Origin of the sequence: Epilithonimonas hispanica, from assembly GCF_003385395.1 — a bacterium.
GTDB lineage: Bacteria > Bacteroidota > Bacteroidia > Flavobacteriales > Weeksellaceae > Epilithonimonas > Epilithonimonas hispanica.
The window spans coordinates 52,441-64,385 of the sequence record NZ_QNUG01000012.1 but is presented as its reverse complement, the minus strand read 5'-3'; the positions used below and the strand labels follow the sequence as shown (position 1 = coordinate 64,385).

Here is an 11,945-nt window from a genome sequence, read left to right as displayed (position 1 = left end):
ATGCCTAAAAAAATTCTTGTCATATATTATTCACAAACCGGGCAACTGAAAGATATTGTGAAAAATATAGCTCAACCTTTCGAAGATAAAAAAGACGAATACAGTGTTACTTATTATAATATCCAGCTGAAACAGGATTTTCCTTTTCCGTGGTCAAGTGATGTTTTTTTTAACACATTTCCAGAATCTTACCTTCAAATCCCAAGTGAAATACTACCACCTCCAGCAGACGTTCTGAATCAAAAATTTGATCTCATTCTTTTCGGATATCAGGTTTGGTATTTGACGCCTTCCATCCCGATTATTTCTTTTTTGAAGAGCGGTTATGCAGAAAACATTCTGAAAGACACTCCTATTGTTACCATCTCCGGAACACGCAACATGTGGATGCTTTCTCAGGAAAAGCTGAAAGTCTATCTGCGTGATTTGAAAGCTCAATTGGTTGGCAATATTGCTTTGGTTGACAGGCACGACAATTACACCAGTGTTCTCACCATTCTGCGTTGGCTAACCACTGGACAAAAAGAAAAATCAGGAATTCTACCTGCAGCCGGAATTTCTGATGAAGAAATTACAGGTTCCACCAAGTATGGTAAGATTATTGAATGGCATTTTCGCGAAAATAACTTTAAGGATCTTCAACCCGATCTGGTAAAAAACGGAGCGGTAGAAATAAGACCTTTTTTGGTAAGAGTAGAGAAAGTCGGGAATAAAATTTTCACGGTTTGGTCCAATCTCATTATCAAGAAAAAAGAAAAACGTCCTTTGCTTATCAAATTCTTTAAGGTATATTTGATGGCAGCGATCTGGATTATATCACCAATAGTTTTGGTTCCACATATCCTTATGACGCCCATTTTATGGTTTAAAAGAAAAAAACAAAGAGAATATTTACAAGGAATTAATTTAAAATAAAAATGAATAACGTTTATATCACCAAATCTTCTACATATTTGCCAAACGAGCCTGTTTCTAATGATGAAATGGAAACACATCTTGGTTTGGTAAACAACACTCCCTCCAAGGCTAGAGCTCTGATTTTGAGAAACAATCAAATCAAAACTAGATATTACGCTCTTGACAAAAACGGACAACCGACTCATACCAATGCTCAGATTACTGCTAATGCAATTAATGGGCTCTTTGATGAGAATTTCAAAAAAGAAGATATGGAACTGCTGTCTTGTGGAACAACTTCCGCAGACCAAATCCAACCTTCTCACGCCTCAATGGTTCACGGCGAATTAGGAATTAACAAATCTGTAGAAATCAACACTTCTATGGGACTTTGTAATTCCGGAATGAATGCGCTTAACTACGGTTTCCTTTCTGTAAAAGCAGGTGTTAAAAATAATGCAGTTTGTGTAGGTTCTGAGAGATTTTCTTCTTGGATGACCGCAGATAAATTTGATCACGAAGCAGAAAACCTGAAACTTTTGGAAGAAAGACCAATCGTAGCTTTCAAAAGAGAATTTTTGAGATGGATGCTTTCTGACGGAGCCGGAGCATTTTTACTGGAAAACAAACCAAGAGAAAACGAAACGTCTTTGAGAATCGAATGGATTGATTTCTATTCTTACGCACACGAGATCGAAGCTTGTATGTATTCTGGTTGTGAAAAACAGGAAGACGGAAGTCTGAAATCTTGGGCAGATTATCCTTCTGATGAATGGTTAAAACAGTCGATTTTCGCTTTGAAACAAGACACCAAAATCCTTGACAAATATATCCTTGTAAAAGGAGCAGAAAGTTTGAGAACATCTTTTGACAAACATCAGTTGGACCCAGAATCTGTTGACCACGTTTTAGCGCACATTTCTTCCGGTTATTTCAAAGACGGTTTGAAGCAAGAATTCGCAAACGTGGGCTTGGATTTCCCTTGGGAAAAATGGTTCTATAATCTTTCCGAAGTTGGAAACATCGGCGCAGGATCAATCTTCATCGCTGTGGAACAGTTAATGAACTCTGGGAAACTGAAAAAAGGAGAAAAAATCCTTCTTTGTGTTCCGGAAAGTGGAAGATTCGCTTATTCTTGTGCATTATTGACGGTTTGCTAATGGAAATCAAGTTACCAAACTCTGACAAAGATTTTATAGAAAGTCTGATTCCGCAAAAGTTTCCTTTTGTGATGGTAAGCGGACTTTTGGAATATTCGGAAAATCATTTGATTTCCGAATTTGTCATTAAAGAAGATAATATTTTTGTTAATGAAAATATATTTCAAGCTTCCGGTTTGATTGAACATCAAGCTCAAAGTGTGGCGCTTCATACAGGTTACAAATATTTTCTTTTGGGAAAAGAATCTCCGACAGGCTACATTGGCGCAATCAAATCTTTTGAAGCTGAAAGTTTACCAAAAGTTGGAGATCAATTAAAATCTGAAGCGACTATTATTAATGAAATGATGGGTGTAACTCTGGTAGAAATCATTACAAAAATCGATGATAAAGTGATTGCAAAATCCCAGATGAAAACCGTAGTGAAATAATTAAAAAATAAGTCACAGAAGAAAAAATTAATTATTCTAAGTTCAAAAAAGAGCATTTTAAAAAGATTATCTTTTTTGAACTTTTTAAAAATAAAAAACAGCAAAAGCTTTTGTAACTTTTGTGGTTAAATCAAAATATGGAACTGAAAGACGAAAACCTGATCAACATCCACAATTTTCTGCCTCATCGCGAACCAATGCTGATGACAGATTACATTCTGGAACTGACTCAGGAAAAAGTTATCACTTCTTTTAAGATTGAAAAGGATAATATTTTTGTTTTCAATAATGAATTTGTTGAAGCTGGATTAATAGAAAACCTTGCTCAGACTTGCTCATCGATTTTGGGGCAGAGTTTTTTTCAGAATCCTGATGTAGAAACTAAAGTCATTGGTTTTATAACTAATATCAAGAAAATAGAAATTTTTGCCTTACCAAAAGTTGACGACATTATCATTTCGAAAGCTTCATTGATTTCTCAGTTTGACAAAATCTGCAACATCTTTTGCGAGACTTTTCTTAATGATGAATTGTTAATCAGAGCAGAAATCAATTTATTTATTCAAGAAGTAAAATAAATGAAACATTCATCCTCAAAATGTCTTTCAAAAAACAAAATTATGATTATGGATGTTCCATCTGACTTTTGAGAAACAATAAATACAACCAGATGAAAAAGCAAGATATTCCACAAGACGAAAGCAATCTTCAGTCCGCCAACATGACCGAAATGTTATATGTGACTGATGAAAACAACAATTACACCACCGCTCAAAGTATTGGCTGGGAAGCCAAAAAAGCAGCGTTGGACGAATCGATGGAACTCATTTATGAAAGAATCGAAGAAGCTAAACAAAACGTTGCAGATGGAATCGTAAGTCCAATCGTCTATTTTATGGAGTTCAATAAAATGGATTTACAGGTTCTTGCAGCTTATGTTGGCAAATGGCAATGGGCCGTAAAACGACATTCAAAACCAAAAATTTTCAAAAAACTAAGCGATTCTACTTTGAAAAAATATGCCGATGCATTCGGAATTTCGGTAGAAGAACTGAAAAATTTCGACGGTAAATAAATATGCAAATCAACTTTGAACACCATCAGACCGCACATTGCGAAAACGGTGTCGCCTCCAATTTGTTACTCAACAGAGGTTTAAAACTCAGCGAACCAGTGATTTTTGGAATCGGTTCGGGATTATTTTTCGTGTATTTACCTTTCTTAAAAGTAAATTTCGCTCCCGGATTCAGTTATCGTCCGATGCCTGGAGCAATTTTCAGCAAAGCGGCAAAAAGACTGGGAATTAAAATAAAAAGACAAAAATTCTCCAATCCAAAAGAGGCGCAGACGGCTTTAGAAAAAAATTTAGAAAATAATATTCCAACTGGTTTACAAGTTGGAGTTTTCAACTTAACCTATTTTCCGGAAGAATATAAATTCCATTTCAACGCTCATAATCTTGTGGTTTATGGCAAAGAAAACGGGAGATTTTTAATTAGCGATCCGGTAATGGATTTCGCAACTTCCCTTTCTGAAGCGGAATTAGAAAAAGTACGTTACGCAAAAGGTGCACTTCCGCCGAAAGGTCATATGTATTTTCCAACGCATATTCCGGAAAATATAAACCTTGAAGAAGCTATCAAAAAAGGAATTAAGGATACTTGCAAAAATATGCTTGCTCCTGTTCCTTTAATCGGAGTAAAAGCAATGCGTTGGGTTGCGAAAAGTATTCCGAAATGGGCTGAGAAAAAAGGCACAAAAGTGACCAATCATTATCTTGGACAATTAATCCGAATGCAGGAAGAAATAGGAACTGGCGGTGGCGGATTTAGATTTATTTACGGTGCTTTTTTACAAGAAGCATCTGTGATTCTAAAAAATGACGAACTGAAAGAATTATCCAAAGAAATTACCAGAATCGGTGATCTTTGGCGAGATTTCGCCGTGGATATTGCACGAGTTTATAAGAATAGAAATTCGAAAAGTGATATTTACAATCAGCTTTCAAAATCGATGTTGCATATTGCAGATTTGGAAGAAGCTTTTTATAAAAAACTTAGAAAAGCGATTTATTTTGGAACATATCATCGAAATAAAAAACCTTTATAAAAAATACAAAAGCTCCGATGAGTTTTCTGTAAATGATATTTCGTTGAATATTGATAAAAACGAAATCTACGGAATTCTCGGACCCAACGGAGCCGGAAAAACAACATTGATTTCTATGCTTTCTGGTTTAATTAAACCAACTTCGGGAAGTTTTACCATTAACGGATTATCTCCTAAAAAAGACAATTCGAAAATCAAACAAATTATTGGTGTTGTTCCGCAGGAATATGCACTTTATCCAACTTTAACAGCCAAAGAAAATCTTTTGTTCTTCGGAAGTTTATATGGATTAAAGCCTAAAAGTATTCACAAAAAAATTGATGAAGCTCTGGAAATAATGGGCTTATCAAAATTTGCAGATAAAAAAATAGAACAGTTTTCTGGTGGAATGAAACGTAGATGTAATCTTATTGCGGGAACGCTTCACAATCCAAAGGTTTTGTTTTTAGACGAACCAACTGTTGGCGTTGACGTGCAGTCAAAAAAAGCCATTATTGATTATCTTTTAGATTTAAATAAAAAAGGAACTTGTATCATTTATACATCGCATCATCTTTCTGAAGCTGAGGAATTTTGTACAAAAATCGCCATTATCGACCACGGAAAAATCCACGCAACAGGAACGCCGGAAGAATTAGTAAAAAGAGTTGCTAATGCGGAAAATCTTGAGGATGTTTTCATTTCATTAACCGGAAAAGAATTGAGAGATGTTGTATAAATTGTGGAGAAGTTTTATCAAAGAAATTCAGTTATTGAAGAGAGATTCTGGTGGAATTGTCATTATTTTTCTGATGCCTTTGCTTTTGATTATTACGATTACTTTGATTCAGGATTCGACATTCAAAAATCTTGAAGGTTCAAAAATTCCGATTATTTTTATTGATAATGATAAGTCTGAAGTTTCAAAAGTCATCACGCAGGAACTTAAAGACAGTAAAACATTTGAACTGGTTACAGATTATAATGAAAAGTCTGCTCAGGAAGCTGTTTTCGGTGGAGATTATCAGATGGCGATTGTCATTCCTGAAAATTTAACCAAAGATTTAAATTCAAATATTGATTCCAAAGTTCAAACCATTGTGAGTTCTTTTGGGTTAGATGCAGACTCAGCTTCGGCAAAAATCTCTGCCGTGAAAACCAAAGACATTCATTTGTATTTTGACCCGGCAACCAATCTAGGTTTTAAAAACTCAGTTATGAATGCCATTAATAAAATGGTTTTTGAAATTGAGAACAAAAAAATCTATAAAGCTTTCCAAGACCAACTGGGAACAACAGAAAATCTGGAAGAGAATAAAAATTTAATCAGTTTCAAAGAAATCATTCCGAAAAATGGTAAATTAGATGTTATTCCAAATTCGGTTCAACACAATGTTCCGGCTTGGGCATTGTTTGCAATTTTCTTTATTGTTGTGCCTTTGTCTATTAACTTGGTTAAAGAAAAAAGTCAAGGAACGAGTGTAAGAATTCGCATTAGTCCAACACCTTATTTCATTCATATTTTAGGAAAAACATTTACCTATTTAATTATCTGTGTCATTCAGTTTTTGCTGATGGTTGCAGTTGGCGTTTGGCTTTTCCCTTATATGAATCTGCCGCAATTTGATGTGACAGGAAAAATGTTTCATTTAATCATAGTAACTTTATTTGCGGGATTAGCAGCGATTGGATTTGGAATTTTAATCGGAACAATGTCCAATACTCAAGAACAGTCTGCTCCTTTTGGCGCAACTTCGGTTGTAGTTTTGGCAGCAGTTGGAGGAATTTGGGTTCCCGTATTTTTAATGCCGGAATTTATGCAGAAAATCGCAGCATTTTCTCCAATGAATTGGGGATTGAATGCTTATTACGATATTATTTTACGAAACAGCGGAATTGGAAATATTGCTAAAGAACTTGTTTTCCTTTTTCTATTTTATATAGCGATGATTGCTATTTCATTATTTTACGAAAGAAAACAAAATGCAGTCTAAAGATTTAACTTGTACCGAAGAAGTACGCGTAAGATTTAACGAAACAGACCCACTCGGAATTGTGTGGCATGGTCATTACATCGTCTATTTTGAAGACGGAAGAGAAGCTTTCGGAAGACAGCACGGCTTGACCTATCTTGATATTCAGAAAGCTGGATTTGTAACTCCAATTGTGAAAAGTACCTGCGAACATTTTCTTCCTTTGAAATATGGTGAAACTTTCAAAATTGTGACAACTTTCGTGAATTCTGTTTCGGCAAAACTGATTTATAAATACGAGCTTTTTAACGAAGAAAATAAGTTAGTTTGTTCAGGAGAAACGATTCAGGTTTTTTTGGATTCTGATAATAATTTATGCTTATATAATCCTGAATTTTTTCAGGCTTGGAAAGATAAAATGGGATTATAATGAAAAAGGAAATTTACATTACAGATTACAACTGTGTCACGCCTTTAGGTTTCGATGTTCCATTCAATTGGAATGCTCTTTTGGAAGGAAAATCAGGCGTAGCTTTACATAAAATCATAGAAAATCAAGAGCCTTTTTACGCTTCAATGATTGATTCCGGTGAATTAGAAAATGAGTTTCAGAAGCACTTCGAAAATCAGAATTTCACAAGGCTGGAAAAAATGTTTTTGTTGAGTCTAAAACCTTTAATTGAAAAACATCCAGTTTCAGAAGAAACAGCTTTTATTTTATCGACAACAAAAGGAAATATCAGTTTATTAAAGAATCAGGAAACTTTACCGGAAGGTGCTTTCCTTTCTAATTTAGCTCAAAAAATTGCTGATTTTTTCGGATTTAGAACTAAACCAATTGTTGTTTCTAATGCTTGTGTTTCCGGAGTAATGGCGATTGCTGTGGCAAAAAATATGATTCAGGCAGGAAAATATAAAGATGCTTTTGTGATTGCCGGAGACGAAATTTCAGAATTTGTTATTTCGGGTTTTAATTCTTTTCAGGCGATTGGAACAGAAATCTGCAAACCTTACGACAAAAACCGTGACGGAATCAATATTGGAGAAGCAACCGCAGCGGTTTACATCACTTCAGAGTTAAATCAAAACGAGAAATTTAGTTTTAAAATTTTAGGAGATTCAGCAATTAATGATGCAAACCATATTTCCGGACCATCAAGAACTGGTGAAGGATTGTTTTCAAGCATCAAAAATGCGATGACGGAAGCCAAGATTTCATCAGAAAAAATTGATTTTATTTCTGCACACGGAACAGCAACAATTTACAACGACGAAATGGAAGCCATCGCTTTCAATAGGATTGAATTACAAAATGTTCCTTTGAACAGTTTGAAAGCTTATTATGGCCACTGTTTGGGAGCTTCTGGATTATTGGAAAGTATTATTTCTATGGAATCTGCTTTGAATAATATATTAATTCCATCAAAAAACTTCGAAGAAACGGGAACTTCTCAATCTTTGAATATTATTAAAGAAAACCTACCTGCGGAAATCAAATATATTTTGAAAACGGCTTCAGGTTTTGGTGGATGTAATGCAGCAATTGTTTTGGAGAAATGCTAAAAATAATTTTGTAAATTTGATAGGATTAAAGTTTTAGGAAATGGAATCTACTGTAGACATTAGAAAAAGAATTCACGAGTTCATTGATATTGCCGATGAGAGAATCCTGCGTATAATCAACGGAATTATAGACGTTGAGGAACAGGAAGAAAACTATCCTGCTGTTCCAGATTGGTATTATGAAAAACTGGAAATTGAAAGAGAAAAACATTTGAGAGGAGAAACACCTTCATATACTTGGGAAGAAGTAAAGCAAAGATTGATGAAAGATTATGACTTATAAATTAATTTTAAAGTCAAATGCTCATAAAGAATTATCCGAGGCAATTGAATATTACCAAAGCAAAAGAAAAGGCTTAGGTCTTCAATTTTTAAAATGTGTTCAAAATTTTTTTGACAGAATTACAAAAAATCCGCTACATTATCCTTTAAAGAGTAATAATTTTCGAGAAGCATATATTCAAAAATTTCCTTACATCATTATCTATGAAGTTATAGAGAATGAAATTGTGGTGTTTTCTGTTTTCAACACTCACCAAAATCCAACAAAAAGGCCTTAAAATTGATTAATGAAGAAAACAGACATTTGCACCGTAGAAAATTCAAAAATCGTTCTCAACAACGAAATTATTTTTGAAACTCAAACCGAAAATTTTCAAGACTTTGCGAAAGAAGCTTATAAAAATTTAGAACTGAATTATCCTAAATTTCATAAAATGGATAACTTGAGCAAACTCGCTTTTCTTGCTTCTGAAATGATTCTTAAAAACGATGACCACAGCAAAACGGCTTTGGTTTTTGCAAACAAATCATCAAGTTTAGACACCGATTTTAAATATCAAGAAAGCATCAATTCTCAGGAAAATTATTTTCCGAGTCCTGCGGTTTTCGTGTATACTTTGCCTAACATTTGCGTGGGTGAAATCAGTATTAAACATAAAATGCAGACCGAAAATGCTTTTTTCGTCTTGGATGAATTGGATGAAGAATTTTTAAACAATTACGCACAACAGATTTTAAATTCTGGAAAAGCAGAAAAGGTATTATGCGGCTGGGTAGAACTTTATAAAGAAAATTACAAAGCTTTTGTATATTTGCTAAATAACTAGAAAAATTAAACAACACAACGATGTTCAATAATTAGAATTATTGAATTAAAATTATTTTTATGGGAGATTTAAAATTAGAATTAAAAAACAAAATCGTAGAAGTTCTTAACCTGGAAGATGTTGCTGTAGAAGACATCAAAGACAATGACCCACTTTTTGGAGGTGGTCTTGGATTGGATTCTATTGATGCTTTGGAATTAATCGTTCTTCTTGAAAAAGAATACGGAATCAAATTATCTGACCCGAAAAAGGGAAAAGAAATCTTCCAATCTATCGAAGTAATGGCGAAGTTCATTGAAGAAAATCGCACAAAATAATTGATGAGTCAAAAAATTGCTATAACAGGAATGGGCATCATCTCTGCTATTGGAAACAATGTGGAGGAAAATTTGAGGTCGTTAAAATCCGGCAAACACGGCATTTCGGATATCAGTTTATTTGAAACACGTCACGCTGGAAATATTAAAACCGGCGAAATAAAATTGTCTAACGAGGAGCTTGTAAAAAAACTTCAATTAAGTGAAGATAATAATGCTACCAGAACTTCTTTGTTAGGAATTGTTGCCGCAAAAGAAGCTGTAGAAAGTGCCGGAATTTCTGACATTAATGAATATAAAACAGGACTCATTTCTTCAACAAGCGTTGGTGGAATGGATGTTACCGAAAAATATTTCTATTCTTACGAAGATTTCTCTGAAAAGCAAAAATATATTGACTCACACGACGCTGGAAATTCATCTTTATTGATTGCAGATTATCTTGGCTTGAAAGGTATGGTTTCGACTATCAGTACGGCTTGTTCGTCTGCCGCCAACGCCATTATGATGGGCGCAAAGCTGATTAAAAACGGCGTTCTTGACAGAGTAATTGTCGGCGGAACAGATTCCCTTTCAAAATTCACTTTGAACGGTTTCAACACTTTGATGATTCTTACAGATTCTTACAACACACCTTTTGACAACGACAGAAAAGGTTTGAATTTGGGAGAAGCCGCGGCCTTTCTTGTTTTAGAATCTGATGAAATCGTGAAAAAAGAAAACAAAAAAGTTCTGGGTTATCTTTCAGGATATGGAAATGCGAACGATGCACATCACCAAACCGCCTCTTCGGAAAACGGACAAGGCGCATATTTGGCGATGGAAAAAGCTTTAAAAGTTTCTGGTTTAGAAAAAGAAAATATCGATTACATCAATGTTCACGGAACGGCAACTCCTAATAATGATTTGTCGGAAGGAATTGCAATGATCAGAATTTTTGGAGAAAATAAAGTACCAGAATTCAGTTCTACGAAAGCGTTTACAGGTCATACTTTGGCTGCGGCGGCGGGAATTGAAGCGGTTTATTCATTATTAGCCATTCAAAATAATTTGATTTTTCCGAATCTGAACTTTAAAACTAAAATGGAAGAATTTGATTTAACGCCTGTAACTGACCTGAAAGAGAAAAATATTAACCACGTTCTTTCCAATTCATTTGGCTTTGGAGGCAATTGTTCAACTTTAATTTTTTCAAAATCGTGAGTGCAGTTTACATCAACAGTGTAGCCTGCATATCAGCGCAGGACACTTTAAATGAAAATTTCTTTGAGAATTTACAACCTCAAAATTCAGTTCAACTTTTAAAAGCAATTGAGCCGAATTATAAAGAATTCATTCCACCTGCAGCAAGCAGAAGAATGTCTAAAACGGTAAAAATGAGTTCTGTAGCTTCAAAATATGCATTACAAGAAGCTGGAATTGAAAATCCTGATGCGATTATTGTAGGAACAGGAATGGGTTGTTCTCAGGATTCTGAAAAATTTCTAAAAAATGTAATTGATAATAATGAAGAGTTTCTGACTCCTACATTTTTTATTCAATCTACTCATAATACGGTTTCTGGACAGATTGCCTTAGGTTTGCAATGTCACTCGTACAATTTCACTTATGTGAATACGTCTTCGTCTTTGGAATTTTCGATGTTGGATGCGAAACTTCAAATCAATGATGGCGAAGCGGAAAATGTTTTAGTAGGTTCAACAGATGAACAGACTGACAGAACAATGGAATTGTACAAACTCAACAATACCATTAAAGAAGAAAAAAATCTTCCTGTTGATTTTTTAAACTCTAATTCGGAAGGTGTAATTTGGGGTGAAGGTTCGAGCTTTTTTGTGTTAGGAAAAGAAAAAACGGAAAGCTCTTATGCTCAACTGAAAGATATTCAAATCATTAATAAATTAGAATTAGCAGAATCCCAACAATTTGTTGAAGACTTTTTAGCTAAAAATAATTTAAAAAATGATGAAATTGATGCTGTGATTTTGGGTTTCAGTGGAGATGCAAAATCGGATGTTTATTATACGAACGCAATGGATTTATTTAAAAACTCTTCATTATTATATTACAAACATTTAAGTGGAGAATTCAATACAGCCAGTGGTTTCTCAACATTTATGGCTTGTCATATTTTGAAAAATCAAGAGATTCCGGAAGTGATGAAGATTAATTCTGTAAAAAAAGAGGAAGTGAAAAATATTTTACTTTATAATCATTTGGGTGGAAATGATCATAGTTTGGTTTTGTTAGGAAAAGCTTAATTTGTTGAATTATTTTTAACGCAAAGAGCGCAAGGATTTTATTTAAAGTTTGAAAATATTTTTTCGTTCGCAAAGGCGTTTCACTCAGCAAAGGAAAAATAGAGTCTTTGTCATTCAGAGCTAAACGAACTGAAGCGTGGAATCTA

16 protein-coding genes are annotated in these 11,945 nt (G+C 34.2%); all 16 read left to right on the top strand.

Annotated features, from left to right (window positions below; translation table 11 throughout):
* The 16 genes from DRF58_RS07410 (at nt 1) to DRF58_RS07335 (ending at nt 11,799) form a co-directional block, all read left to right on the top strand.
* Nucleotides 1-915: a hypothetical protein gene (locus DRF58_RS07410; RefSeq protein WP_116034271.1), complete on the top strand. Its 915-nt coding sequence runs from the start codon at nt 1-3 to the stop codon at nt 913-915.
* Nucleotides 916-917: 2 nt separating this feature from the next.
* Entirely contained in the window at nt 918-2,057 is a 1,140-nt protein-coding gene (locus tag DRF58_RS07405) for a beta-ketoacyl-ACP synthase III (protein ID WP_116034270.1), read from the top strand.
* A complete protein-coding gene (locus DRF58_RS07400; protein WP_116034268.1) occupies nt 2,057-2,488 on the top strand; it encodes a hypothetical protein in 432 nt (143 codons plus the stop codon). The genes DRF58_RS07405 and DRF58_RS07400 overlap by 1 nt, the downstream gene beginning before the upstream one ends.
* 137 nt (nt 2,489-2,625) lie before the next feature.
* Nucleotides 2,626-3,066, top strand: coding sequence for an ABC transporter permease (locus DRF58_RS07395; protein ID WP_116034266.1), 441 nt, complete (start codon nt 2,626-2,628; stop codon nt 3,064-3,066).
* Nucleotides 3,067-3,158: 92 nt separating this feature from the next.
* Entirely contained in the window at nt 3,159-3,563 is a 405-nt protein-coding gene (locus tag DRF58_RS07390; RefSeq protein WP_116034265.1) for a hypothetical protein, read from the top strand.
* A gap of 2 nt (nt 3,564-3,565) precedes the next feature.
* On the top strand, nt 3,566-4,597 hold the full coding sequence (locus DRF58_RS07385; protein WP_116034263.1) for a BtrH N-terminal domain-containing protein: 1,032 nt from the start codon (nt 3,566-3,568) through the stop codon (nt 4,595-4,597).
* Nucleotides 4,563-5,315: an ABC transporter ATP-binding protein gene (locus DRF58_RS07380; RefSeq protein WP_116034262.1), complete on the top strand. Its 753-nt coding sequence runs from the start codon at nt 4,563-4,565 to the stop codon at nt 5,313-5,315. Before DRF58_RS07385 ends, DRF58_RS07380 begins: the two co-directional genes overlap by 35 nt.
* On the top strand, nt 5,305-6,570 hold the full coding sequence (locus tag DRF58_RS07375) for an ABC transporter permease (RefSeq protein WP_116034260.1): 1,266 nt from the start codon (nt 5,305-5,307) through the stop codon (nt 6,568-6,570). Before DRF58_RS07380 ends, DRF58_RS07375 begins: the two co-directional genes overlap by 11 nt.
* Entirely contained in the window at nt 6,560-6,979 is a 420-nt protein-coding gene (locus tag DRF58_RS07370; RefSeq protein ID WP_116034258.1) for an acyl-CoA thioesterase, read from the top strand. Before DRF58_RS07375 ends, DRF58_RS07370 begins: the two co-directional genes overlap by 11 nt.
* Complete coding sequence (locus tag DRF58_RS07365; RefSeq protein WP_116034257.1) at nt 6,979-8,112, top strand: beta-ketoacyl synthase N-terminal-like domain-containing protein; 1,134 nt, start codon at nt 6,979-6,981, stop codon at nt 8,110-8,112. The genes DRF58_RS07370 and DRF58_RS07365 overlap by 1 nt, the downstream gene beginning before the upstream one ends.
* A gap of 40 nt (nt 8,113-8,152) precedes the next feature.
* Entirely contained in the window at nt 8,153-8,395 is a 243-nt protein-coding gene (locus tag DRF58_RS07360; RefSeq protein ID WP_116034256.1) for an addiction module family protein, read from the top strand.
* Complete coding sequence (locus tag DRF58_RS07355; protein ID WP_116034254.1) at nt 8,385-8,672, top strand: type II toxin-antitoxin system RelE/ParE family toxin; 288 nt, start codon at nt 8,385-8,387, stop codon at nt 8,670-8,672. Before DRF58_RS07360 ends, DRF58_RS07355 begins: the two co-directional genes overlap by 11 nt.
* A gap of 9 nt (nt 8,673-8,681) precedes the next feature.
* Nucleotides 8,682-9,221 carry a 3-oxoacyl-ACP synthase gene (locus tag DRF58_RS07350; RefSeq protein ID WP_116034252.1) on the top strand — a complete coding sequence of 180 codons (540 nt, stop codon included), beginning with the start codon at nt 8,682-8,684 and terminating at the stop codon, nt 9,219-9,221.
* A gap of 59 nt (nt 9,222-9,280) precedes the next feature.
* Nucleotides 9,281-9,538, top strand: coding sequence for a phosphopantetheine-binding protein (locus tag DRF58_RS07345; protein ID WP_116034250.1), 258 nt, complete (start codon nt 9,281-9,283; stop codon nt 9,536-9,538).
* A gap of 3 nt (nt 9,539-9,541) precedes the next feature.
* Nucleotides 9,542-10,741 carry a beta-ketoacyl-[acyl-carrier-protein] synthase family protein gene (locus DRF58_RS07340; RefSeq protein ID WP_116034249.1) on the top strand — a complete coding sequence of 400 codons (1,200 nt, stop codon included), beginning with the start codon at nt 9,542-9,544 and terminating at the stop codon, nt 10,739-10,741.
* Nucleotides 10,738-11,799 (top strand): beta-ketoacyl synthase N-terminal-like domain-containing protein, encoded by a 1,062-nt coding sequence (locus DRF58_RS07335; RefSeq protein ID WP_116034326.1) that lies wholly within the window; start codon nt 10,738-10,740, stop codon nt 11,797-11,799. The genes DRF58_RS07340 and DRF58_RS07335 overlap by 4 nt, the downstream gene beginning before the upstream one ends.
* Nucleotides 11,800-11,945 lie beyond the last annotated feature (146 nt).

What these genes read in the sequence shown, in the direction of transcription:
- DRF58_RS07410 (WP_116034271.1), top strand. Translation starts at nt 1, where the DNA reads ATGCCTAAAAAAATTCTTGTCATATATTATTCACAAACCGGGCAACTG.
- DRF58_RS07405 (WP_116034270.1), top strand. Translation starts at nt 918, where the DNA reads ATGAATAACGTTTATATCACCAAATCTTCTACATATTTGCCAAACGAG.
- DRF58_RS07400 (WP_116034268.1), top strand. Translation starts at nt 2,057, where the DNA reads ATGGAAATCAAGTTACCAAACTCTGACAAAGATTTTATAGAAAGTCTG.
- DRF58_RS07395 (WP_116034266.1), top strand. Translation starts at nt 2,626, where the DNA reads ATGGAACTGAAAGACGAAAACCTGATCAACATCCACAATTTTCTGCCT.
- DRF58_RS07390 (WP_116034265.1), top strand. Translation starts at nt 3,159, where the DNA reads ATGAAAAAGCAAGATATTCCACAAGACGAAAGCAATCTTCAGTCCGCC.
- DRF58_RS07385 (WP_116034263.1), top strand. Translation starts at nt 3,566, where the DNA reads ATGCAAATCAACTTTGAACACCATCAGACCGCACATTGCGAAAACGGT.
- DRF58_RS07375 (WP_116034260.1), top strand. Translation starts at nt 5,305, where the DNA reads ATGTTGTATAAATTGTGGAGAAGTTTTATCAAAGAAATTCAGTTATTG.
- DRF58_RS07370 (WP_116034258.1), top strand. Translation starts at nt 6,560, where the DNA reads ATGCAGTCTAAAGATTTAACTTGTACCGAAGAAGTACGCGTAAGATTT.
- DRF58_RS07365 (WP_116034257.1), top strand. Translation starts at nt 6,979, where the DNA reads ATGAAAAAGGAAATTTACATTACAGATTACAACTGTGTCACGCCTTTA.
- DRF58_RS07360 (WP_116034256.1), top strand. Translation starts at nt 8,153, where the DNA reads ATGGAATCTACTGTAGACATTAGAAAAAGAATTCACGAGTTCATTGAT.
- DRF58_RS07355 (WP_116034254.1), top strand. Translation starts at nt 8,385, where the DNA reads ATGACTTATAAATTAATTTTAAAGTCAAATGCTCATAAAGAATTATCC.
- DRF58_RS07350 (WP_116034252.1), top strand. Translation starts at nt 8,682, where the DNA reads ATGAAGAAAACAGACATTTGCACCGTAGAAAATTCAAAAATCGTTCTC.
- DRF58_RS07345 (WP_116034250.1), top strand. Translation starts at nt 9,281, where the DNA reads ATGGGAGATTTAAAATTAGAATTAAAAAACAAAATCGTAGAAGTTCTT.
- DRF58_RS07340 (WP_116034249.1), top strand. Translation starts at nt 9,542, where the DNA reads ATGAGTCAAAAAATTGCTATAACAGGAATGGGCATCATCTCTGCTATT.